The sequence below is a fragment of the Arcicella rigui genome (genome assembly GCF_034929435.1).
Classification (GTDB): Bacteria; Bacteroidota; Bacteroidia; order Cytophagales; family Spirosomataceae; genus Arcicella; species Arcicella rigui.
Genome location: NZ_JAYFUM010000019.1, coordinates 26,295 through 53,189 on the forward strand (window position 1 = coordinate 26,295; position 26,895 = coordinate 53,189).

At 37.2% G+C, this 26,895-nt stretch carries 10 protein-coding genes; 2 read left to right on the forward strand and 8 right to left on the reverse strand.

The genetic code is table 11. The features are described 5' to 3' along the window. Window positions 1-58: 58 nt before the first annotated feature. The 4 genes from VB248_RS15665 to VB248_RS15680 form a co-directional block, all read right to left on the reverse strand. Window positions 59-16,825 (reverse strand): NHL domain-containing protein, encoded by a 16,767-nt coding sequence (locus VB248_RS15665; RefSeq protein ID WP_323297743.1) that lies wholly within the window; start codon window positions 16,823-16,825, stop codon window positions 59-61. Between the two features lie 498 nt (window positions 16,826-17,323). Continuing rightward, entirely contained in the window at window positions 17,324-18,478 is a 1,155-nt protein-coding gene (dnaJ, locus tag VB248_RS15670; RefSeq protein ID WP_323297744.1) for a molecular chaperone DnaJ, read from the reverse strand. A gap of 167 nt (window positions 18,479-18,645) precedes the next feature. Continuing rightward, complete coding sequence (locus VB248_RS15675) at window positions 18,646-19,248, reverse strand: nucleotide exchange factor GrpE (RefSeq protein ID WP_323297745.1); 603 nt, start codon at window positions 19,246-19,248, stop codon at window positions 18,646-18,648. Window positions 19,249-19,311: 63 nt separating this feature from the next. Continuing rightward, window positions 19,312-20,208 carry a DNA-3-methyladenine glycosylase family protein gene (locus VB248_RS15680; RefSeq protein WP_323297746.1) on the reverse strand — a complete coding sequence of 299 codons (897 nt, stop codon included), beginning with the start codon at window positions 20,206-20,208 and terminating at the stop codon, window positions 19,312-19,314. Between the two features lie 68 nt (window positions 20,209-20,276). Between VB248_RS15680 and VB248_RS15685 the strand changes: the two genes are divergently transcribed. Further along, the gene (locus VB248_RS15685) at window positions 20,277-20,795 is read left to right on the forward strand and encodes a methylated-DNA--[protein]-cysteine S-methyltransferase (protein ID WP_323297747.1); all 519 of its coding nucleotides are present in this window, start codon (window positions 20,277-20,279) and stop codon (window positions 20,793-20,795) included. A gap of 151 nt (window positions 20,796-20,946) precedes the next feature. On the opposite strand, the gene mnmA is transcribed toward VB248_RS15685, so the two are convergent. After that, window positions 20,947-22,086, reverse strand: a complete 1,140-nt coding sequence (gene mnmA / locus VB248_RS15690; RefSeq protein WP_323297748.1) for a tRNA 2-thiouridine(34) synthase MnmA — start codon at window positions 22,084-22,086, stop codon at window positions 20,947-20,949. 392 nt (window positions 22,087-22,478) lie between these two features. On the opposite strand from mnmA, the gene VB248_RS15695 reads away from it, so the two are divergent. Next, window positions 22,479-23,078: a beta/alpha barrel domain-containing protein gene (locus VB248_RS15695; RefSeq protein WP_323297749.1), complete on the forward strand. Its 600-nt coding sequence runs from the start codon at window positions 22,479-22,481 to the stop codon at window positions 23,076-23,078. Window positions 23,079-23,292: 214 nt separating this feature from the next. On the opposite strand, the gene miaA is transcribed toward VB248_RS15695, so the two are convergent. The 3 genes from miaA to VB248_RS15710 all read right to left on the reverse strand — a co-directional run bounded on the left by miaA (window position 23,293) and on the right by VB248_RS15710 (window position 26,846). Next, window positions 23,293-24,201 (reverse strand): tRNA (adenosine(37)-N6)-dimethylallyltransferase MiaA, encoded by a 909-nt coding sequence (miaA, locus tag VB248_RS15700; RefSeq protein ID WP_323297750.1) that lies wholly within the window; start codon window positions 24,199-24,201, stop codon window positions 23,293-23,295. Between the two features lie 234 nt (window positions 24,202-24,435). Continuing rightward, complete coding sequence (gene nuoH / locus VB248_RS15705; protein WP_323297824.1) at window positions 24,436-25,545, reverse strand: NADH-quinone oxidoreductase subunit NuoH; 1,110 nt, start codon at window positions 25,543-25,545, stop codon at window positions 24,436-24,438. A 116-nt stretch (window positions 25,546-25,661) separates the two neighbouring features. Next, window positions 25,662-26,846: a trans-sulfuration enzyme family protein gene (locus VB248_RS15710; protein WP_323297751.1), complete on the reverse strand. Its 1,185-nt coding sequence runs from the start codon at window positions 26,844-26,846 to the stop codon at window positions 25,662-25,664. Between the last annotated feature and the right edge of the window lie 49 nt (window positions 26,847-26,895).

Here is a 26,895-nt window from a genome sequence, read left to right on the forward strand (position 1 = left end):
CTGTTTTAAAAACTAAAGGCTGTCTTTTCGGACAGCCTTTAGTTTTTAAAACAGATTTTTATTCCAACAAAATCTTTCCAGTACTTCTCAGCTCTTGGTTTTGAATCAGGTAGAAATGATTACCTCTTCCGATGTCGCTGATTGAGATTTTAGTTTTCTTCACAAAGTTTGTTTCAAGCACTTTCTGACCAATACTGTTATAAAGTTGGAAAGTTGATTCACCTTCCAAATCTGTTTCAATATTAATTTCATTCGTTGCAGGATTCGGGAATACTTTAAAACCAAGGCTTGGTTCTGTTTGAATGATTTCTTCTCTCACCGTTTTAGCCGCTTGAATCGGAGAGGTAGTTCCCGTCGTCAGTATTTCTGGACTTACTTTGATGGCATTACTTGCCGCACTGATACAGCCATTCACGGTACAAGTTGCGGTATAGGTAGTTGCCACCGTTGGGCTCACGGTGATACTACTCGTCGTTGCACCATTACTCCATTTGATTGAACCCGAACAACCAGATGCTGTAAGCGTTGGTTTAGCCGAGGCTGGTAAATTGTCAGGGCTACAAGTCACACAAACGATATTTGATTTAATCGTTGGAGCAGTAGGTTTTGGATTCACAGTAATATATGTTATCGCACTTGAGTCACTTTTACAACCATTTTGAGAACAAATCGCTCTGTAAGCAGTAGTCTTACTTGGACTCACTGTGATAGCGATTCCTGTGAGTCCCCCTGTCCAATTCACCGTTCCACCAGCACAAGCCGAAGCCGTTAAGGTAGCACTGCTTCCTGCACAGATAGTAGCATTATTTCTTGTTACTGTTGGGGTTGAGGGTTTAGATAAAACTGTAATAGTTGCTACCAATGAAGAATCACTCTTACAAGCATTGATTGTACAGAGTGCTTTATAAGTAGTGGTTTTGGTAGGAGTAACCGTTACAGAACTACCCGTCAATCCACCCGTCCAAGAAACCGTACCCGAACAACCTGTTGCAGTAAGAATAGCACTTGTACCCAAACAAATAGAAGCATTGTTACTTTTAACCGTTGGCGTTGCAGGTTTAGGATTAACTGTAATAGTTGTTACCAATGAAGAATCACTCTTACAAGCATTGATTGTACAAAGAGCTTTGTAAGCAGTGGTTTTGTTAGGTGTTACTGTTACAGAATTTCCTGTTAATCCACCCGTCCAAGTAACCGTCCCCGAACAACCTGTTGCGGTAAGAATAGCACTTGTCCCCAAACAAATAGAAGCATTATTACTTTTAACCGTTGGAGTTGCAGGTTTAGGATTAACTGTAATTGTTGTTACCAAAGAAGAATCACTCTTACAAGCATTGATGGTACAAAGAGCTTTGTAAGCTGTGGTTTTGGTAGGTGTTACTGTTACAGAATTTCCTGTTAATCCACCTGTCCAAGAAACCGTACCCGCACAACCTGTTGCAGTAAGCACCGCACTTGTTCCCAAACAGATAGAAGCATTGTTACTTGCAACGGTTGGAGTTGTAGGTTTAGGATTAACTGTAATTGTTGTTACCAATGAAGAGTCACTTCTACAAGCATTGACGGTACAAAGAGCTTTATAAGTAGTGGTTTTTGTAGGAGTAACCGTTACAGAACTACCTGTTAAACCACCCGTCCAAGTAACTGTCCCCGAACAACCTGTTGCAGTAAGCACTGCACTTGTCCCCAAACAAATAGAAGCATTATTACTTGCTATGGTTGGCGTTGCAGGTTTAGGAGTTACCGTAATCGTTGTTACCAAAGAAGAATCACTCTTACAAGCATTGACAGTACAAAGAGCTTTATAAGTAGTGGTTTTTGTAGGAGTAACCGTTACAGAACTACCTGTTAAACCACCTGTCCAAGAAACTGTACCCGAACAACCTGTTGCGGTAAGCACCGCACTTGTACCCAAACAAATAGAAGTATTGTTACTTGCAACCGTTGGCGTTGCAGGTTTAGGGTTAACCGTAATAGTTGTTACTAATGAAGAGTCACTTTTACAAGCATTGACAGTACAAAGAGCTTTGTAAGCAGTGGTTTTTGTAGGAGTAACTGTTACAGAATTTCCTGTTAAACCACCTGTCCAAGAAACTGTACCCGAACACCCCGTTGCCGTAAGCACCGCACTTGTTCCCAAGCATATTGAAGCATTGTTACTTGCTACTGTTGGGGTTACAGGTTTTGGTGTTACTGTAATCGTTGTTACCAAAGAAGAATCACTCTTACAAGCATTGACAGTACAGAGAGCTTTGTAAGCAGTGGTTTTTGTAGGAGTAACTGTTACAGAACTACCTGTTAAACCACCTGTCCAAGAAACCGTACCCGCACAACCTGTTGCGGTAAGCACTGCACTTGTTCCCAAACATATAGAAGCATTATTACTTGCTACGGTTGGCGTTGCAGGTTTAGGAGTTACCGTAATCGTTGTTACCAAAGAAGAATCACTCTTACAAGCATTGACAGTACAAAGAGCTTTGTAAGCAGTGGTTTTTGTAGGTGCTACTGTTACGGAACTACCCGTTAAACCACCTGTCCAAGAAACCGTACCCGCACAACCTGTTGCAGTAAGAATCGCACTTGTTCCCAAGCATATAGAAGCATTATTACTTGCTACGGTTGGCGTTACAGGTTTAGGAGTTACCGTAATAGTTGTTACCAATGAAGAATCACTTTTACAAGCATTGACAGTACAGAGGGCTTTATAAGTAGTGGTTTTAGTAGGAGTAACCGTTACGGAACTACCTGTTAAGCCACCCGTCCAAGTAACCGTACCAGTACAACCCGTTGCGGTAAGCACTGCAATGTTTCCCAAGCATATAGAAGCATTGTTACTTGCTATGGTTGGCGTTGCAGGTTTAGGGTTAACCGTAATCGTAGTAGCTGTACTTGAATCACCCTTACAAGTATTGATGGTACAAAGAGCTTTGTAAGCAGTGGTTTTTGTAGGAGTAACTGTTACAGAATTTCCTGTTAAACCACCTGTCCAAGAAACTGTCCCCGAACAACCTGTTGCAGTAAGAACCGCAATGTTTCCTAAACAAATAGAACCGTTATTACTTGCAACAGTTGGCGTTGCAGGTTTAGGAGTTACCGTAATAGTTGTTACCAAAGAAGAATCACTCTTACAAGCATTGACAGTACAAAGAGCTTTGTAAGCAGTGGTTTTTGTAGGTGTTACCGTTACAGAATTTCCTGTTAAGCCACCCGTCCAAGTAACCGTCCCAGCACAACCTGTTGCAGTAAGCACTGCACTTGTACCCAAGCAAATAGAAGCATTATTACTTTTAACCGTTGGCGTTGCAGGTTTAGGAGTTACCGTAATAGTTGTTACCAAAGAAGAATCACTTCTACAAGCATTGATGGTACAAATAGCTTTGTAAGCAGTGGTTTTAGTAGGAGTCACCGTTACAGAATTTCCTGTTAAGCCACCTGTCCAAGTAACCGTACCCGCACAACCTGTTGCAGTAAGAATCGCACTTGTTCCTAAACAGATAGAAGCATTGTTACTTGCTATGGTTGGCGTTGCAGGTTTAACTAAAACAGTGATAGTCATAGCTGTACTTGAGTCACTTTTGAAACCATTGATGGTACATAAAGCTTTATAAGCTTTTGTGGTAGTAGGCGATACAGTGATAGAAGTACCCGTCAAGCCACCAGTCCAAGTTAAAGTTCCTCCTGCACAAGCACTGGCAGTTAAGGTGGCACTACTTCCTTGACAGATACTGGCGTTATTGGCTGTTATGACAGGGACAGTTGGCGTTACCGTCAGCGTAGCATTTACATAATTGAAGGTATAATTCTTGGCTGATGCCCCAGAAACTGTAATTGGATAAGCTCCAACGACTGAATTATTGGTAGCTGTTGTACTGATGGTGGGTTGACTTGTTAAAACACTTTGAGTTTCAGTATTCACAAAACCTTTCATAGTAAAGGTCAATGTTGGGTTGGCAGTCCCTACTACCTTACTTTTATTATCAGCGGTAATGGTGACAATAGCTGGATTGACAGTTAAGCTTTGACTTACATTTTTGGCAATATCATAATATAAACTTCCTGTTTGCGATGCAGTGATAGTCGCTGTTCCAACTTTGAACACTCTAATTTTTCCTGAGACAATTTTGGCAACAGTGGTGTCGCTACTACTATAAGTAATCGGGATAGTAGCATTTGTACTAACCGCACCAAGACTTATGTCAGCTGAACCATAAGTAACAGGAGTTAAAGGATTGAAAGTAATGGTCTGGGTAGCGGCACGGATAAACTTAATGCTGTATGTTTTAGTCGTTTTGCCATCTTGTGCTAAAACTGTAAATACTATGTTATTATCTCCTTCTTTCAACGGAATTGTTGCAGCGTTAGTGGCAACACCGTTAATACTTAAACTGGCGTTGATATTTGAGACAATTGCAGATACATTTATCGAGCTAATGGCATTGGAAACATTGGCTGTATAATTCACTTTCAATGAATCAAAAGCTGGGCTTAGCGTGCCATTACTCAACACAATACTTTTTAAATTAGCATTATTTGATTTTGGAATGATGGCAATATTTACCGTGGTGGTAGCTGGACCGGCTCCGTTATAGGCTGTAACAGTGTAATTTGTAGCAGGAGATAATACTTTTGAAATACCGCTAATATTTCCTGTACTTTCATCAAAATTAAGTCCATTTGGCAAAGCTGGATTGATTGTATAGCCAGTAAGATTTATTTTTCTAATGACGTTATTTCCACGGTCAACAACCAATAAATTTCCAAAATTATCTATCGAGATAGCTTGTGGATTATTAAAGACAGATTCAGTTCCAACACCGTTGATGAAACCACTATTTCCACTTCCAGCAATGGTACTTACCAATCCACCAGTACTGATTTTTCTGATTAGATGATTGCCTTTGTCTGTAACATATAAATTCCCTTTGATGTCTGAACAGATACCTGTTAAATTACTAAAGCTTGCTAAAGAACCTTGTCCATCCGCAAATCCAGAATAGTTGCCGCCTGCAATTGTGGTAACAACTCCAGTTGGGCTTATTTTTCTAACCTTATTATTTTCAGTTACATAAATATTATTAGAAGGGTCTGTTGTAATGGAAGTAATTCTTTCAAACCCTGCTGCTGTACCGGTGCTATCAACCCAGCCATAATAGCCTGAACCTGCTAAAGTACTAACTACACCAGCAGAGGTAATTTTAAGTATTTTATAATTATTGACATCAGCAACGTAGAGGTTGTTATTTTTATCAATAGCAATTTTCATTGTATAACTGTTAGTAGATGATAAGTCTGCCACTGTACTTACTGTACCTGAAGGAGTTATTTTCTGAATAAGTGTATTATTGGCAAAATATATACTACTACTTCTGTCAACAGCAATATCAGTGATATAACCATATTGTACAGGCGTAGGGAAAGGACTGACAATACCAGAAGCACTTATACGTCTGATAGTATTTCCTGCATCTACCACATAACTATTGTTGTAAGGGTCTGTTACGATTCCTGTAAAATCATAATCTAACTGAAAAGTGGCATCTTTGGCAGCTCCATTAACTCGACCAATCGAACCATTACCAGCATAAGTACTGGTTGATTTAAAAATACCTGATGGTACAATTCCTCCTTTATTAGTTGCCTGAAGCACTGGAATATTCACACCAATATTATATACTTTTGGTGTAGGATAAGTAATGGCAGGCAGTGTAGGAGTGGCTGGAGGTGTTGCAGTACCCGTCACTGCAATATTCACTGTTGTAGAACTACTACCTCCACTATTATAAGCAGTGATTGCATAGTTTTTGGCAGCAGTTGCTTTCAATGGTATGCCAGAAATTGAGCCAGAACTTGCATCAAAGATTAAACCATCAGGAAGTACATCTGTCATGGCATAACCCACAGTGGCTACTTTTTTAATACATCGGTTAACATTTGAAGCATCAGTAATAATAATATAACCCTTATTATCTATCGTTATATTCTTCGGATAAGATAAAACTGCTTGAGTTCCTATGCCGTCTCTTGAACCATCAGTACGATTACCAGCTAAAGTTGATACGACTCCATCAGCAGTAATTTTTCTGATAACATGATTATAATAATCGCATACATAAATATTTCCAAAGGAATCGGCTGTTAATTGTTGAGGATAATAAAAGCTTGCTTCCTTTCCTTTTCCATCCTGATATGTTTGATTACCACTGCCCGCTAAAGTACTTACTATTCCAGCAGGTGTAATTTTACGAATGGCATTATTGCCTGATTCTGATACAATCACATTTCCATTAGCATCTACTGTAATACCGATAGGATTATAAAGTTCTGCGTCAGTACCAGTTCCATCTTTAAAACCTCGATTTCCACTTCCTGCAAAAGTTGATACTGTTCCCGTTGAACTAATTTTACGAATCACGTGATTGTAATAATCTGCGACATATACATTTCCAAAATTATCCAATGCAATGCTTGAAGGTCCATTGAAAGTTGCATTACTGGCTTTCCCATTGGATAATCCAGCCGAACCATTTCCTGCCAAGGTACTTACGAGTCCAGAAGGAGTAATTTTACGAATGAGGTTATTTCCTGCATCTGCCACATATAAATTACCAGATGCATCTAAAGCTAATCCTTGAGGGTTGTAAAAAGAGGCTTCAATTCCTTGTCCATTCGTATTTCCTGGTTGACTGTTATTCCCAGCAAATTGACTGTAATATCCAGCTTCATTTATTTTATAGATAACATTACCTCCTGTAATGTAGATAACCTTTCTTATACTATCATAAGCGATTCCTTGTGGAGGATAATAACCAGGATAATCCTGTTTCAAAATAAGTGAACTTACCTGTCCGAAAGCCACTTGTGGAATTGCTCCTCCACTATTTTTAGGACTGAGGGGACTAATGCTTGCACCAGCTACATAAGATTTTGGTGTTTCGTAGCTAATAATAGGTGCTTTTGCAGTAGGTTGTTTTACTGGAATCGTTCCTGTTAAAGTAATATTCACGGTGGAACTACTACTTCCACCTGTATTGTAGGCTGTAATAGTATAATTGGTAGCCGCTTGAGCAACCAAAGGAATACCCGAAATACTTCCAGTATTTTCATCAAATTCTAAACCAGTTGGAAGAGTAGGAGAGATGTTATATCCACCTGTTGAAACAGTTCTGATGCCTAAGTCTAAATCGTCGCCAACATATAAATAGCCTTGTGCATCTATACCAATTTTTGAAGGATAATAAAAACGTGCAGTTGTGCCGACACCATCAACAGTTGCAGCAGTACCATCACCTACAAAGTTGGTAACAACACCTGTTGGTGTAACTTTTCTAATAACATGGTTACTTGATTCAGTTATATATAAATTTCCTAAAGCATCAATAGCAATGTCATCAGGATTATAGAAACGAGCAGTTACACCTGTTCCGTTATCTGTTCCTGCATATCCATTTCCTGCTAATGTACTCACAGTACCATCTGGGGTGATTTTACGAATCGAATGATTGCCTTTATCAACTACTAAAACATTCAAGTTTCCGTCAATAGCAAGTTTTACAGGATTACTGAATTTAGCTAAAGTACCTTTTCCATCAGCAAAACCTTCTTCTCCACCTGCCAGTGTTGTAACAATGCCTGTGGGAGATATTTTACGAATAGCATGATTTCTTTGGTCTGCAACATATACATTACCAAATCTATCAACAACTACTCCACTTGGAAATTTGAAACTTGCCGACGAGGCAATGCCATCTTGTTTCCCTGCTGTTCCATTCCCTGCTAAAGTTGTCACTACTCCTGCTGGTGTTATTTTACGAATACGATTGTTTTCAGCATCGGCAACATAAAGATTTCCATTCATGTCTATCGCCAAACCTTCAGGTAAATTAAAGCTGGCTTCTGTACCTTGTCCATCTGCGTTTCCACGAGTACCGTTACCTGCCAAAGTACTCACAACTTTAGCACTACTTATTTTTTGGATATTATGTTCATCAATATAATAAGTAAGCTTACGAACGCTGTCTATGGCAATTCCTTTACGGGCTCTTACGTACTTGTAGTATATATCGGTTCTTCCATAAAAATCTTTTGTGATAGCTCCGCCTGTATTAGTTTGTTGTAATGGCGTAATAGCCGTACCAATAGGATAAGTTTTTGGACTTTGATACTGAATCGCAGGAGCTTTTACTGTTGATGTTTGTGTCGGAATTGTCCCAGTAGTAGCAATGTTAAAGGTAGTTGTGCTACTTCCGCCTACATTATAAGCTGTGATATTATAATTAGTGGCTGTTTTTGCTAATAATGGGATTCCAGTAATGTTACCAGTACTTTCGTCAAATATCAAACCTGCTGGTAAATCAGGAGTGATAGTGGTATAACCAACTGTTGAGACTTTTCTTGCTCCATTGCTATCGCCGATGAATAAATACCCTTTATTGTCAATAGCGATACTTGCAGGATTACTAAAACGAGCATCTTTGCCAATACCATTGATATAACCATAAGTACCATTTCCTGCTAATGTTGATACTGTACCATCTGGGGTGATTTTACGAATTGTATGGCTATAAAAATCTGCCACATATAGATTCCCAATAGCATCAATAGTTAATTCTTCTGGATTTGAAAAACTTGCGGCTGTTCCTTTCCCATCAATGTATGCGGCTGTACCATTTCCAGCAAAAGTAGAAACGGTTCCGTCTGGTGCAATTTTCCGAATGACATGATTGTTTTTATCAGCCACATATAAATTTCCCCCCAAACCGACCACTACACCAGCAGGATATGAGAATTGTGCTTCGGTACTTGAACCATTTTTAAACCCATCCGTTCCATTTCCTGCGAAAGTTGAAACGATACCAGAAGCAGAAATTTTCCGAATAACATGATTATTTTTATCCGCTACATATAAATTACCGTAATTATCTAAACTAATACCTGTTGGATAATTAAAATTTGAATTTACTTTATTGCCATTCACAAAGCCAATACTCCCACGACCTGCATAAGTAGATACAATTCCATCAGGTGTTACTTTACGAATGATATGATTACCAAGATCACACACATAAATATTACCATTAGCATCAAGTGCTAAACTTGTTGGACTATTGAAATAGGCATTATCCCCTTCACCATCCGCAAAACCATAGCTCATATTTCCAGCAAGAACACTTATTTTCCCACTGGCACTTATTTTTTTAATCTGATGGTCATCTATGAAATAGGTAATGTTACGAGTAGTATCAACGATAATTCCTTCTCTCATATCCAAACCTTCCATTATCGTTGAGGTTTGTCCATAATAATCTTTTGGTATAAGTCCACCCGTATTTCCCAAAGCTAAAGGACTAATATTAGTACCAACAGGATAGGTTTTTGGGCTTGGATATTTGATGATAGGAGCTTTTACAGAAGGAGTTTTTACAGGAATTGTCCCTGTAAAAGTCATGTTAAAAGTGGTACTACTACTTCCACCTCTGTTGTAAGCCGTAAGAGTATAATTAGAGGCAGTTTTAGCAACTAATGGTGTTCCTGAGATACTTCCTGTACTGGCATCAAAAGATAATTCTTGCGGTAATGCGGGTGTAAAAAGACTATAACCAATGGTTGATACTTTTTTGAAACCATAATTATCATTTACTATTAAATACCCATTTTTATCAATCGAAATGGCACTTGGTCCATAAAAACGTGCATCAGTACCAATGGCATCTAATGAACCATAAGAAGTGTCATCTCCTGCAAGTGTAGTTACTACACCAGACGTTGATACTTTTCTGACTGAGTGGCTATAGGATTGGGTGAAATATACATTTCCAATGGCATCTGCTACAATTTTTTGAGGACTGTTTAATCTTGCGTTTGAACCTGTGCCATCCAAATAACCAGCCGAACCATTTCCAACAAGTGTTGTAACGACACCCGTTGAAGTAATTTTACGGATAACATTATTAAATTGATCGGCTACATATATATTACCCAGTAAATCTACTGTAATGCCAGCAGGAGAGCTAAATGTTGCATTGCTGCCTGTTCCATTATTATATCCAACGCTTCCATTACCTGCTAAGGTTGTTACCACTCCAGCAGGAGTAATTTTTCGTACACTATTATTACCAATTTCTGTAACATACAAATTACCATAAACGTCAATTGTAATATCTGAAGGATACGTAAATCTTGCAGCAGTTCCTGTTCCATTTTGGAAACCATTATTACCGCTTCCAGCAAAGGTGCTTACTAAACCTGAAGGAGTAATTTTACGAATGGCATGATTCCCCAAATCTGCCACATAAAGATTTCCCTTAGTGTCAATCGTTAATCCTTGAGGTTGATTGAATCGAGCCTCAGTACCTTGTCCATCGGTTAGTCCTGTTGCACCTTCAAAACTTCCCGCTACAATCTTATCATTACCATTTTCTATCTTTCGAATCGAACTGTTGTCGATAAAGTAAAGTATGTTTTGAACAGTATCAACGGCAAAACCCTTTGTGTTATATCCAGCATAGAAAGTATTTGTATTCCCATAAAATTCATTTGGAATTGCTCCTCCTGTATTGTTAAGGAAAGCTGTCATCGGAGTGCCAACTGAATACGTTTTAGGACTTGGGTAACTAATTACAGGAGCTTTAGGTAAAGTAATGGTGGGTGTTACTAAATTTCCAGTAATGGTAATATTTACATTGGTAGTTCGTATTCCTCCGCCATTTATTGCGGTAATGGTGTAATTAGTAGCTGTTTGTGGGGTCGTTGGTTTTCCTGTAATTATTCCGGTAGAAGGGTCTAATGTCAAACCTGCTGGTAAATCATTACTACTGTATCCGCTGAGTGAAATTTTACGAATAAGATTATTATCAGTATCTGCGACTAACAAATAATCTTGTCCATCTACACAAATACCTTTAGGAAGACTAAAGCGTGCTTTAATACCATTGCCGTTTACTATACCAACGTTATAATTTCCTGCTAAAGTACTTACCGTACCATCTGGTAAAATTTTACGAATTATATTGTTGCCCCAATCAGCCACATAAACATTTCCTAATTTATCAACACTAATGCCATAAGGAAGATTAAAGCTTGCAACCGTACCTCTTCCATCAATATTTCCAGTGTAAGGTCCACCAGCAAGGATTGACACTACTTGGTCTTTAGTAATCTTTCTGATAGCATTATGGTCTTCTGCTCCTTCGGTAACATATACATTTCCATCCTTATCCACAGCCACTCCTTTGGGATAATAAAACGACGCACCTGTTCCTGTGCCATTTATAATGCCAGCAGAACCATTCCCAGCAAAAGTACTTACTTCACCAGAAGCTGTGATTTTACGAATCTTATGGTTGTTATAATCAGCAACAAATACGTTTCCAGAAGCATCAACGGCTAATCCTTTGGGAGCATTAAACCTTGCTGACGGACCCGTTCCATCTGTTGAATTAGATTCAAAAACATCTCCAGCAAAAGTAGTTACTACTCCACTTGGTGTGATTTTTCTGATGGCATGAGAATTTTCTTCAGTCACATACACATTACCAGATTTATCTACTGCAATACCAACGGGTTTGAAAAAAGTAGCCTCTGAACCTGTGCCATTAAAGTAAGATGCAGCATCTATCTGTGGTTTTCCTGCTAAAGTAGAAACAATGCCAGAGGGGCTTATTTTTCTAATAAGCCCATTCCCGTAGTCTGCAACATACGTATTCCCGAATACATCTACGGCTATTGCATTAGGTTTTGAAAATGAAGCATTGCTACTTATACCATTATTTGCTCCTGTTGTACTATTTCCTGCAAAAGTTGATACTTGTCCATAAGGGGTAGCAGGCACAGTTCCACCAGTGTTTTTAGGTACGAGTGGAGTAATGCTTGTTCCTGCCACATAAGTTTGTGGAGTAGCATAGCTAATGATTGGTGCAGCAATGGCATTGGGTGTAGTAGCTGTGCCAGTGACCGTTATGCTAAAGTTAGCAGTACTGCTTCCGCCAAGATTATAACCAGTAATACTATAATTTGTTGCTACCTGTGCAGTTGTTGGAATACCTGAAATATTACCAGTACTTTCATCAAATGCTAAACCTGATGGAAGACTTGGTGTGATATTACTATATCCAACAGTAGATACTTTTCTTATCGGACTTCCATAACTACTTCCAACAAGTAAATAACCTTTTTCATCAATGGTGATACTTGAAGGAGGATAAAAACTTGCAATATTTCCTACGCCATTTAAGATAAAGCCATTGCCATTTCCTGCTAAGGTTGTAACTACGCCAGATGGTGTAATTTTTCTGATTGCATTATTGTTTTGATCTGCAACATAGATATTACCCGTTGCATCAGCTACCAAAGCCGTAGGATAGTTAAAACTTGCCCCAGTACCTGTGCCATCCCCAAGTGTATTGCTTGAATTACCTGCTAATGTCGTAACTACTCCTTCCGCAGTTATTTTACGAATACGATGATTATAAGTATCAGCCACATAAACATTGCCATTAGCATCAACTGTAATACCTGATGGATAATAAAAAGCTGCATTTAGGTCTGTACCATCGTTGTATCCAATATTACCACCGGCTAAAGTTGAAACTATTCCTCTTGTATTTATTTTACGAATAGCATGATTGTTTTTATCAGTTATATAAAAATTCCCATAAGTATCAATGCAAATAGCTACTGGAGAAGAAAAACTTGATTTTAAAGCATTTCCATTAGTAAATCCTGCTTGCCCATTGCCTGCAAAGGTTGAAACTAATCCAGAGGGGGTTATTTTACGAATGAGATTATTAGTAGCATCAGCTACATAAACATTTCCATTTGCATCAATAGCTAATCCTTTTGGTTCATAAAAGCTGGCTTCTGTACCTTGTCCATCATTAGCACCGACATTACTGCTACCTGCGAATGTACTCACTGACCCAGAAGCATTGATTTTCTTGATTTTATTTCCTTCAACAAAATAAGTAAAACCTCTTACAGTATCTTTTACGATTCCTGATACTTGATAAGATTTCTCAGTAAAATTTATTGTTTGCCCATATAATTCTTTTGGTATTGCTCCGCCTGTATTAGTAGGTATTAAAGGACTAATATTTGTTCCTGCTGTAAATGTTTTAGGAGTAGGGTAAGTAATAGATGGTGCTTTTACCAAATTAGGTTTTGGAGACACTGTACCTGTTACAGCAATATTAAAAGTGGTTTTACTATTTCCACCAAGATTGTATGCCGTTAATGAGTAATCTGTTGCAGCTTTTGCTAAGGTAGGAGTTCCTGAAATAGTGCCTGTATTTTCATCAAATGACAAGCCTGATGGTAGTTTTGGTGTGATGTTGCTATAACCTGTAACAGCTACTTTTCTAATTTTATTATTTTCAGCAACATACAAATAACCTTTGCCATCCATTGCAATGTTTGTCGGATAGTAAAAACGTGCATCAGTTCCAATGCCATCTACGCTATTACTCATTCCATTCCCTGCAACTGTCGTTACAGCCATTAGGCTAATTTTACGAATACTGTTATTATATTTATCTGCTACATAAATATTCATTTGTGCATCTATCGTAATTCCTGATGGATAATTGAATCTTGCATCTGTTCCGAAACCATCTACATAACCAGAGTTCGAGCTATAATAATCAGCTTTTTCACCACCCGCAAGTGTATAAATAATTCCATTTGGAGTGATTCCACGAACAGAATGATTGTTTCTATCCACAACAAATAAATCTCCAGTATAACCTACAATTAGTTTAGTACAATTAGAAAGACTATTATCGGCTGCCGTTAAATCTTCGACTATACCAGTTGTTGAAATTTTCCGAATGACATAATTGCCATTATCAAGTACATATACATTTCCAAAACCATCTATTGTAACACTTGAAGGAGAAGAAAAAACGGCTTTGCTTGTTATTCCATTAGCTTTTCCTGCTTCACCTGTTCCAGCAAAAGTACTAACTGTTCCAGCAGGTGTAATTTTACGAATGAGATGATTATAGGTATCTGCCACATATAAATTGCCATTAACATCAATCGTCAATCCTTGAGGTTGATTAAAACTTGCTTCAGTACCTTGGCCATTTGTATTGCCAGAAACACTACTACCAGCAAAAACACTTACTACATTTGAAGTGCTTATTTTCTTGATAGTATGTCCATCTATAAAATACACAATGTTTCGTACTGTATCTACAATAATGTCTCCACTAACGTTTACGTTTTCTACTAATGTGGAGGTTTGTCCATAGAAATTATTTGGAATAGCTCCGCCTGAATTTGCTAATACTAAAGGACTAATGGCCGTACCTGCTGAATAAGTTTTGGGGGTTGGATAGCTGATTACTGGAGCTTTCACCGCAGGAGTTTTTGCAGGAAGTGTTCCTGTAACGGTGATATTGAAAGTACTTGTACTTTGTCCACCAGCATTATAAGCTGTAACACGATAATCGGTAGCAGGATTTGCTAAAGTAGGTATGCCTGTAATATTTCCAGTAGTTTCATCGAAGAGTAAACCGACTGGTAGTTTTGGTGTAACAGGTGAATATCCCATGGTTGAAACCTTCCTAATACCAGTATTATCCGTTACCCATAGATTTCCAGAAGCATCTATACAAAGGTCTCTTGGAAGATTAAATAACGCAATTGCCCCAACACCATCTTTGTTATAAGCGTTTTGCCCATTACCTGCAAGGGTTATTACTTCTCCTGTTTGGCTAATTTTACGAATGGCATGATTTGAATTATCTGTTATAAAAACATTTCCTGAATTATCTACCACTATATCACTCGGGTAATAGAATAGGGCATTTGTTCCTACTCCATCCACAAAACCCGAGTAACCGCTTTTCCCTGCCAAATTAGTTACTTCTCCATCAGGAGTTACTTTATAAATAGTATGATAGTCGCTATTCACCACAAAAACATTTCCTAAAGCATCAACACTTAGAGCATCTGGTGAAAAAAATGGTGTCTTATTTTCACTCATTGTAGAAACAATTCCAGTGGCAGTAATTTTACGAATAGCTTTATTGTTCTTATCCGCTACATACAATACCCCAAAACTATCAAAAGCTACATCACATGGATAATTGAAACTTGCCTTATCTGTACTACCATTCAAAAAACCAGCATTCCCTGTTCCTGCAAAAGTGGTTACAGTACCTGAAGGAGTTATTTTACGAACTTTTTGATTATATATATCAGCTACATAAACATTTCCACTGGCATCTACTGTTAAGCCAGATGGTTGATTAAAGCTTGCTTCTGAGCCTTCTCCATCATTAGCTCCAGAAAAAGTAGAACCTGCCAGAATACTAATTTCCCCTGACGGGCTTATTTTTTTGATATAATTACGTTCTATGTAGTAAATAATATTTCGTACAGTATCCATTGCGATACCATTCGTATAATTTAAGTTTTTCTTGTAAGTACTTACTTGACCAGAATAGCCTTTAGGAATTGCTCCACCCGTGTTGTTCGATAATATCGGGCTTATGGATGCTCCCACTGGAAAGGTTTTTGGCGTAGGATATTTTATTGCTGGAGCTTTTACTGTTGGAGTCTTTACGGGAATTGAGCCTGTAATGGTTAATGTTAAATTGGTAGAACTGACACCACTTAAATTATAAGCGGTAATGGTATAAGTTGTAGCGGCTTTTGCCAACATGGGCGTACCTGAAATTGTTCCTGTATTTTCATCAAACACTAAACCGGCTGGTAAAGCTGGACTAATGCTATAACCTACGGTTGATATTTTTTGTAAACCTATCTGCGAAAATGTTTGCCAACTTACTAATAAGTTTCCTGTACCATCCAAACAAAGACCATAAGGTTGATATAAGCCTGCATTTGTACCGATTCCCTCTCTGTAACCATTAACTCCATTTCCAGCAAAAGTACTTACTATTCCGGTAGGAGTGATTTTACGAATCGCATAATTGTAACCATCTGCAACATATATATTACCTAAAGCATCAATGGCTATGTCTTGTGGTTGGTTGAAATTTGCGTCTGTTCCTGTTGCATCCTTGAAGCCACTCGTACCATTTCCTGCTATTGTACTTACTACACCAGTAGGCGTAATTTTACGAATAGCATGGTTATATTCATCCACTACTAACAAATTACCAGTAGCATCAAAAACTAACCTTTTTGGATAATTAAAGCTTGCGGCTGTACCTGTACCATTTACCAAACCTGCTTTACCACTACCTGCAAAAGTGGTAACCACACCAGAAGGGGTTATTTTACGAATAAGGTGATTGTTGTAATCTGCCACATAAACATTGCCAGAAGCATCTACCGCTACACCCTGCGGAAAATTGAAACTTGCTTTTGTTCCTGTTCCATTGGTAGAACCTGCTACACTATTTCCTGCCAAAGTGTTAACTATACCGTTTGGACTGATTTTTCGGATGCTATTATTATAAGCATCTGCCACATAGATATTTTTATTTGCATCTATGGCTAAACCTTGGGGACTATAAAATTTTGCTGCCGTACTTTGTCCATCAACAGCACCGCTCAAACCATTTCCTGCTACAACGTTTAATACACCTGTGTTACTAAGTTTTCGTATTAATGATTTTGGGCTGTCTGAAAAATAAAGATTTTTGGCTGAATCCATAACCATTGCGTTCACATTACCAAAATCTGTTTTGAGATTAGTCGTAAACATTTGTCCATAAAATGCTTTGGGAATAGCTCCGCCTTTGTTGTTAAGTTTTAGTGGCGTGATGGGTGTTCCAACAGTGAAAATCTTTGGACTTTCGTAACTAATCTGTGGAGCTTGTGAAAAGCTTGATTGGGTGTTTACTAACAGGAGCAAGAGAACAAGGTTAGTAAATAGGCTTCTCAGTTGGGAGAATAGAGATTTAATCATAAAATTGTATTTGCAAAAAGTGATATTTTAGGTGAAATAGGTAATATTTCAAAGTTTCGAATAAAATTATACAATAATTTTATTATCCTAAAAATTGTTAAAAATATTTATTCAAAAATTTATTTAACGGTATTCTCACTTGTTTATTGATGAATAAATACTTTAAATAGAGGAAAAAATAACATAAGGTGTTTTTTGTTTAGTTTTTTCTTTTTTACGTTAGATGTAAAACTTAGCTTTTTAAAGCTTCTAATTTTTCATTTGAAAGAAGTAATACTTTTAGCTTTCAAACCTAACTTTATGTTAAAAACCACATAAAAAAAACTCCCTTATTCAACCATGAATAAGGGAGTTTTTAATTAAAAAAATCTATAATTTTTGATGTAAATCTCAAAGAATAAAAGGTTTTCAAATCTTGCCTCTTTGGTCTTCAAGTCCGAAAGTCTAATTAAAGAAATCTTTCATTTTCTCAAAGAAATTTTTATCGCTTTTAGTAGGTTTTGGTTGGAAGTTGGGCGAGTTTCTAAATTTCTCTAAAAGCTCAGTTTCTTCACGACTAAGACTTTTTGGTGTCCAAATATTTACGTGAATCAATTCGTCACCTACACCATAACCGTTTAATTCTTTGATACCTTTTCCTTTTAAGCGAAGAATTTTTCCTGCTTGAGTTCCTGCTTCAATCGTAATGCGTGCTTTTCCTCCAATAGTTGGTACTTCTACCGAAGTTCCTAAAGCTGCGTCTGCAAAGTTGAGGTACAAATCGTAAATGACATTTGTGCCATCACGGTGCAATACTTCATTAGGTTCTTCTTCAATCACAATCAATAAATCACCAGCAACGCCACCACGAGGAGGAACGTTTCCTTTACCTGTCATTGATAATTGCATACCTTCGGCTACACCAGCAGGAATTTTGATTGGAATCACTTCTTCTTCTAAAACTCTACCTTCGCCAAAACATACTTCACAACGGGTTTTAATCATCTTACCTTCTCCATTACACGTAGGGCAAGTTGAAGTTGTTACCATTTGTCCAAGCATGGTTTGCTGTACTCTGCGTACTTGTCCTGAACCACCGCAAGTCTGACACGACTGTAATTCCGTGCCATTTTTTGCACCAGTTCCGCTACAAGGTTTACAAGTAACGTGGCGTTTTACTTTGATTTTCTTCTCTACACCGTTGGCTACTTCTTCAAGGTCCAATTTAAGTTTGATTCTCAAATCAGAGCCTTTTCTGGCTCTACGTCCTTGTTGTTGACCGCCGTTGAAGAAACTACCAAATGGGTTATTATCGCCAAAAATATCTCCGAACTGACTGAAAATGTCGTCCATATTCATGCCTCCGCCATTGAAACCACCACCGCCAGCAGCACCACTCATTCCGGCATGACCGAATCTATCGTATTGAGCTTTTTTCTGAGCATTCGATAATACTTCATAAGCTTCAGCCGCCTCTTTGAATTTTTCCTCGGCAGCTTTATCTCCCGGATTTTTATCTGGGTGATACTTTATCGCCATTTTGCGATATGCCTTCTTTATTTCATCTTCCGAAGCTGACTTAGAAATCTCTAATACTTCGTAATAATCTCTTTTTGCCATTTTTTCTGAACAATAAATTAAGTAATCAAGTAGAACCAATTTTCTATCAATAATTACTTTATTTTAGTAAGTATAATCTTAATAAATAAGTGATGTTTTTTAGGATAAAATATAATGAGTAATTATTTTAAACCTTAGCAGTGAACCACTCATAATTCATACTTAAATTAGTTTGCTACAACTACTTTCGCAAAGCGAATTACTTTTTCGTTCAAATAGTAGCCTTTTTCTACTACATCAAACACCTTTCCTTTGTCGTCTTCGGTTGGTGCAGGGAATTGCGTAATAGCTTCGTGTACATCTGGGTTGAATACTGCTCCTTTAGCATCCATTGCTTTTAAGCCTTTTCCTGCCAAAGTGTTTGTCAATTTATTGAAAATCAACTTAATACCTTCTGAGATTTCACCCTCTTGAGCATTAGCAGTAGCTCTTTCTATATCGTCAATCACAGGAATAATATCAACAATCACTTTTTCTGATGCTGTTTGAATCATTTCCAATTTCTCTTTCGCAGTGCGTTTACGGAAATTATCAAAATCAGAATATAGGCGTAAATATTTATCTTTCAACTCTGCGATTTCTCCTTGAAGTTTTTCAGTCTCAGAAATTTCTACGGTTTCTTCAATTACTGCCTCTATATTTTCAGAAACATTGTCAGTTTCTTGGTTCAACACTTGTTCTTCTGTCTGTAATTCTTCTTTATTTTCCATTTTCAATATACTTTTCGCTTTATTTTTATAATGCTTTAATACGCTCAAAAGTTTTGCCATTTGTTTTTTCTGTCAGATTGACAGTTTTTGAATTGACAAAGTTACGTTTTTTTATGCTCAGATTTATGGAATCGCTGGATTCTTCGTTGCTAAACTTCGCCAGAGATAAAAAACAGTATAAGCTTCCCAGTTTTTGAATCCAGAAAAAAAGCTTTCTAAATCTTTTCGTAATGGTTTTTTAGGAAATTTTTTCAGAGAATGTAAGGCGTTGTACAAACCAACGTCTCCGTAAGTAACACATTCTAAGCGTTTTAATGATTTCATCAAGGCGTAGTTTGCCGTCCACTCGCCAATACCTCTGATGTTGATTAATTTTTGGATGGCTTCTTGCGTTGAGAGTTCTTCCAACATGGATTTTGAAAGAATTCCTTCTGAAAAATTCCGAGCAATTTCTATTAAATATTCAGCTTTTCTGGTCGAAAATTGTATATTTTTTAGTTCTTCTACGGTGAGTGTTGCTAAAATTTCGGGCTTCGGAAAAAGAAAATAATCTTGATTTTGATAACTTACTTTTGTGCCATAATTTTCAGTCAATCTACGTTTGAGTTTATACGCAAAGCTAAGATTAATTTGCTGTCCGATGATTGACCAGCAGAGGGCTTCAAACAAATCTGGAATACCCAATAATCGTAAACCTTGATAGTCCGAAACCATGTATTTTAAATCATCATCTTGTGCCAATAAGTGATAAAATGGCATTAAATCTCTTTCTAAATCAAACCATTCTGTTACAAATTGACAGATTTTTTCTTTATCAGATTCTCCCAGAAGTACTTCTATGTGTAAGTAGTTTTCAACTTGTTTAATTTCAATCAAGCTTGTTTTTTCATTGAATGAAAGCAGTTTTAAGACAGAATTTTCCCGAACTTCGTGCAAACAATCGTCATAGTTTCTGTCTAAAAACCACAAACATTCCTGAAATGAAAACTGTGAAGGAGTGGGGAGAAGTATCTGAGTCATGTTTTTTTCTTGCAAAATACTCAATAGTTTTCTTAGCCAAAAACCAAAACTTGCTAATCGTGAAAGAAATGAACCTCGAAATTTTTACTAAATATATTGATTCGCCTTTGGGGGTAATTGAAGTGTCAGCTACTGAAAATTATTTAACCTCAATTTTGTTTGTTGAAACACAGAAAAAGCCAAGTCCCAGAAAAGAGGCAACTGCTTATGTTCCTTCTATTATTGACCAATGTGAGTTACAAATGCAGGAGTATTTTGAAGGAAAGCGTAAAAACTTTGAGCTTGCCTTTCAACATGAAGGAACAGATTTCCAGAAATCAGTTTGGGGAAAATTAGAAACGATTCCTTACGGAAAAACGATTTCGTACTTAGAACTTTCAAGAAGAATTGGCAATGAAAAAGCTATTCGGGCAGTTGGAACAACCAATGGTTCAAATAAATTCACGATTGTTGTGCCTTGCCATAGAGTAATCGGCAAAAATGGTTCTTTGGTAGGTTATGGCGGAGACCTTTGGCGGAAAAAATGGCTTTTAGAACACGAAGCCAAACATTCTGGGAATTTTAGTTATCAAACAAGTTTGTTTTAACTTTTCTCAAGTTTGAGTGTAGAGTGAAATGATAATGTATATAATTAAAATTTGAGGGCTATTTTGGATTTAATGTTTCAGATATTAGATTTATAAAATACTTCAAATAAGCTTTTATAAATCCAATATCTGAACTCATAATTCATAATTACTATCTATCTACTTCTGCCATAAAAATACCAGAAGTAGCGTCTTGTTTGAAGGATTTCATAATCCAACCACCGCCAACTACATCATTTCCTTCATAGAAAACCGCTGCTTGTCCGGGTGCGATTCCAGAAACTTGTTCGTGGAAATGAGCTTTTATTTTATTGCCTTCTTGCCAAATAGTAGCTGGCGTTCCGGCATCTTTGTAACGTACTTTTGTAATGGTTTCAATCGGATTATCAATAGAAGCGTATTTTGATAAATTCAATTGACCAACCACCATGCCGTCTCTTTCTAAATCTTTATCACGACCCAATATTACTTCATTGGTTTCTTTTCTGATTTCAGTCACAAAAGCTGGATAGCCCAAAGCGATGCCTAAGCCTTTTCTTTGTCCGATGGTATAAAATGGATAGCCTTCGTGTTTGCCAAGAATTTTCCCGTCGGTATCTAAGAAGTTTCCGCCTTTTACTCTTTCTTCCAAGCCTTCTACTCTTCTTTTGATAAAACCTCTGTAATCGTTGTCAGGCACGAAACAGATTTCATAGCTTTCAGATTTATTCACCAAGTCCATAAAACCTCTTTCCGTTGCCATTTCTCTGATTGTGGCTTTTGTCAAATGTCCTAAAGGCAATTTAGTACGAGCCAAACTTTCTTGTGAAACACCCCAAAGTACATAGCTTTGGTCTTTCCAAGTATCAGCACCTTTTGAAATGATATGTCTGCCGTTTTCTTCACGGATATTGGCGTAATGTCCAGTGGCGATAAATTCACAATCTAATTTGTCCGCTCTACGCAAAAGTGCGTCCCATTTGATGTGCGTATTGCACATTACACAAGGGTTTGGCGTGCGTCCTTCGATGTATTCGCCCGTGAAGTAATCAATTACGGCATCACCGAATTCGTTTCTAATATCTAAAATATAATGTGGAAAGCCCAAAGAAACGGCAACGTTTCGGGCATCGTTGATGGAGTCTAAAGAACAGCAGCCTGTTTCTTTTTTTGTTCCGCCCGAAGAGGCATAATCCCAAGTTTTCATCGTCATTCCAACGACTTCATAACCTTCTTCGTGTAACATTACTGCTGCTACCGAACTGTCGATACCGCCACTCATGGCGACTAAAATTCTTCCGTGTTTGCTCATTGTACTGCTCAGGTTCAAGGCCTGACGTTTAAAAATAAAAAATGTTATTCGTTATCTGTATATCCGTTATCGGTGTATCGGCTAACCAATAACTATCATATTAACAGATATACTGATAACCATTAACCGAATAATGTTACAAATTTACAATAATATTCAACATCATTTCTGATTTTTTGGTTCTGGATAGAAAGCTTGGTAGTTTTGCATCAAGTTATTGGTGATTGGAATTAGTGATTAGTATTTTTTCTAATATGTCATTTAACCAATCAATTATAGAAGTACTCATTTGGTATTGCCTAAAATCAAATAGTAAAATCTATTCTTTAGCGATTCCAATTTATCAAATAAAAGCTCAAGGCTGATAGCTCAGAGCTGACAGCTATAACATTATGCTTAAAACAACTGTAAAAGTATCAAATTTAAATAACCTCTCAGACGCACGCTACTGTGCAGGAATGGGAGTAGAATTGTTGGGTTTTTCGATGGATGAACTCGACTTTGAAAAGTACAAAGAAATGCGTGGCTGGTTGGCAGGCATTCAAGTAGTAGGGGAGACGGATTCAAGTGATGTATCAAAAATCATTGAGTTGACAGAAAATTTCCAACCAGATTATTTACAAGTAAGTGCTTGGGAGAATTTAGCTGAAATTCAAAGAATTGGTTTACCGATTATTCTAAAAGTAGATTTTGCTACGGCTAATCTTCCAGCTTTGTTTCAAACTACAAAAGGAGTGGTCGAGTACTTTTTGTTGGAGAATTCGGAGGTATCTGAAGAAATAGATGAAGCTACTCAAAGCCAAATAGATGCTTGGTCGTTTCAATACCCAATTTTATTAGGTTTTGGCGTGAAAGAAGCTAACGTTAATGACCTTTTAGAACAAACCCAACTGAAAGGATTTGCTCTAAAAGGAAATGATGAAATCAGACCGGGATTTGGAAACTTCGATGAGCTAATGAACATTCTGGAAACGATTGAGACAGATGACTAATATTTAGCAGGAAACTTATCATCTTTAGAGTTGCTTACTTTGAACGATAGGTACACTCCCATACCTAAAAGTACTAAGGTTAAAATTACTAAGGCCATAGTAGAATATATTGCTTGTTAAAAAAGGTTTTAGTTGATATTATAAATACGTAAAAAAGTGTACGTAGGATTCAGAATCTTGGATTAAAATTAAATAAATTTAGATTTTTTCAGCATTAAATTATGTTAAAATCACTCATAAATTTATTAAACGGTACATTTGAGTCTAACCAATTGATTTTCAAGCCGTCGTTTTCCATTTTTCGGAAGAAAGTCATCTGTCTTTTAGCAAACTGATGAATGGCAACATTGAGCTTTTCGAACATTATTTGGTATGAAATTTCTCCCATAAGATACTGTGTGATAAACTTGTATTCTAAACCGTAGAATATGAGTTTATCGGGCGAAATTCCTTTGTTCAGCAATGCTTCAACCTCCAAAATCATGCCATTTTCTAAACGTGCAATTAAGCGTTTTGTTATACGTTCTCGGCGAATTTCCGTAGGTGGGTTTAATCCAAAAATAGTAGCGTTGGTGATGGGCTGTGAAGTAATTTTGAAGTCAGGATTTTGGTTCAAAAAAAGATTAATTTCTATGGCTCTTATAAGTCTCTTTTTGGTAGAAGTATCTGATTTTTCTGCATACATATTTTTGTTTGCTTCAAAAATGTCGAGGAGTTCTTCCATTGATTTTTCAAGCAAAGTTTCTCTTAAAGATTCATTGACTGGAACGGCGGTGAATTCATAACCTTTCAAAACGGCATCTAAGTACATGCCCGAACCTCCGCATAAAATAGGTGTTTTTCCTCTTTGAAGAATATCAGTATAAGCTTTCTGGAAATCTTGTTGAAATTGATAAATATGATAGCTTTCACCAGCCTCAATAATGTCGATAAGATGATACTGGATTTTTTTTCCTTCAATTACATATTCGTCTAAATCTTTTCCTGTGCCAATATCCATTCCACGATATACTTGTCTGGAATCAGCACTGATGATTTCACCATCAATCTGATGAGCCAGTTGCACTGCCAGATGAGTCTTTCCACTGGCAGTTGGACCAAGAATAACGATGAGTGAAGACATTTTTTTAGCAGTGAGTCGTGAGCTTTGAGCTTGATGTTTTTTTATAAAAATAATCTTTTGTCTTGCGTCTTGTTTCTCAAATCCTAAAGATTTGTTTTAGCAATGAGCTGTTAGCATTGAGCAATGAGATTGATAAAAGATAAGCTCAAAAAACTTTTGTATTGCCTCTTAATTTTTATGTATTTTTTTCTTGTGTCTTTTATCTTTCTTCTTTCAGTCCTCAAGTCTCAAAATCTACATTAACAATCGCCAAATAGCTGAAAGAAAAATCCCCAGAATGGCAAAAGGCGTAAGTACTTTCCAAGTAAGATACATCAATTGGTCAACACGCAAACGAGGGAAAGTCCAGCGAATCCACATTTGAATAAAAATGCCAGTATAAGCTTTAGCAATCAACCAGAAAAATCCCCAAATTGCCCCTGACCAAGTATTAGGCTCACCAGAAGTCCAATCCGCTAATTTCAAGAAACCGATATTAGGAAAAGGCGTATTCCAGCCACCCAAGAAAAGGATAGCTCCTAAAATGCTTACCAAAAGCATCATTCCGTATTCCGATAAAAATACTAAAGCCCAACGCATACCTGAGTATTCGGTATGGAAACCACCGACTAATTCAGATTCAGCCTCGGGCAAATCGAAAGGAGCTCTATTGGATTCTGCCAAAGTGGCAATAAAGAAAATGATATAAATAGGAAAGAAAAAAGGTACACGAACGATATTCCAAGTAAGGAAACCACCTATTTTTGAAACATCAATAGCTAAAAATTTTAAGCCAAAAAGATAATTAGTTTCTTCTGTGTAAATGCCCTGTTGTAAACTAATTTCTTGTAAATTAAGGCTTTGTGAAATCATCGCCACACAAATAACCGTTAGTCCAAGCGGTACTTCATAAGAAACAATCTGAGCTACCGAACGCATCGCCCCAAACAAAGAATACTTGTTATTAGAAGCCCAGCCAGCCATCAGAATACCAATAATATCAATAGAAACAACAGCCAAAAGGTAAAATAAACCAACATCCGTTTGTGAGCCTTGAAGATATTCGCTTGGTCCTAAAGGTAAAACAGCAAAGCCAGCAAAAATAGCTACAAAAATGACACAAGGAGCCATTAAAAAAAGGCGTTTGTTGGCTAAAGCGGGAACGATGTCTTCTTTTTGGAGTAATTTAACTAAATCCGCAATTACTTGTAACAGCCCGTATTTCCCTACTTCCATAGGCCCCAAGCGGTCTTGCATAAAAGCTGACACTTTTCGTTCTGCATACACACCAACGACAACATTGGCTAATACTAAACCCAAACAAATCAGTAAGGCTATATACATTTTTGAATATAATGTTTGAATTTGAAAATTTGAAAATTGGGTAATTTGAAAATATCAGTACTTAGAACATTCACTTAGAAAGTCCTTTTTATCATTTTCAAATTAACTTATTTTCAAATTTTCAAATCATGTAAAATTTATCCTACCAAAGTAGCGATTGTAGCTTTTTGTAAAGCTTGCTCAAAATCTTCTATTAAATCTTCAATGGCTTCCAAACCAACGGCTACTCTCACTAAACCATCAGTAATACCGACTTCAGCTCTTTGTTCAACGGTAAGTTTAGAGTGCGTTGTAGAGGCTGGGTGAGTAATAATTGTTCTGGTATCGCCTAAGTTTGGAGAAATAGAAGCAATTTTTAAGTGTTTCGACATTTCGTTTACTACTTCAAAACCACCTTTTACATCGAAAGTCAAAATTGCACCACCCATTTTCATTTGTTTTTTTGCTAACTCAAACTGAGGATGCGAAGTCAAGAATGGATATTTTACAGCGTTTAAAGCAGGATTTTTGTCTAAAGCTTGTGCTAATTTAAAAGCATTTTCGCAGTGTTTTTCCATGCGTAAATGAATTGTCTCTAAGCTTTTTGATAAAACCCAAGCATTAAATGGCGACATCGATGGCCCTGTATGACGTGCAAAGAAACGAATTTCATTAATCAAACTTTCTCTACCACAAACTACTCCGCCCAATACTCTTCCTTGCCCGTCGATGTATTTTGTAGCTGAGTGAATTACTAAATCTGCCCCCCAGTCTGCTGGTGTTTGAATAATTGGCGTAGCAAAACAGTTGTCTACTGCCAAAATTAAATTATGTTTTGCTTTTAATTGGCAAATCGCTTCGAGGTCAATTAAATCTAAACCCGGGTTTGAAGGACTTTCACAAAACAAGAATTTAGTATTTTCTTGAATTGCCGACTCCCAAGCTGCAAGGTCGTGACCGTCAACATAAGTAGTTGAGATTCCCCATTTTGGAAGAATTTTACTCAAAATCTGAATACAAGAACCAAAAAGGGCTTTTGAAGCCACCACATGGTCACCAGATTTTAGTAAACCAGCCATTGCTGCAAAATTGGCAGCCATACCCGAAGCAAAAGCGATACCATCTTCGGTATTTTCAAGCATACACATTTTCTCTACAAACTCATCCACGTTAGGATTCATGTAGCGAGAATATATGTTTCCTTCTATTTCGTCGGCAAAAATGGCACGTCCTTGTTCAGCATCTTCAAAAGTAAAACTTGAAGTAAGATATAATGGTACAGAATGCTCACGATTTTGTGAACGTTCTGCTTGTATTCTGATAGCTTTTGTCTGTTTTTTCATCGTATTCCGCAGGAAAGTATTAATCGAAAGAAAATAAAAATCATCTCAT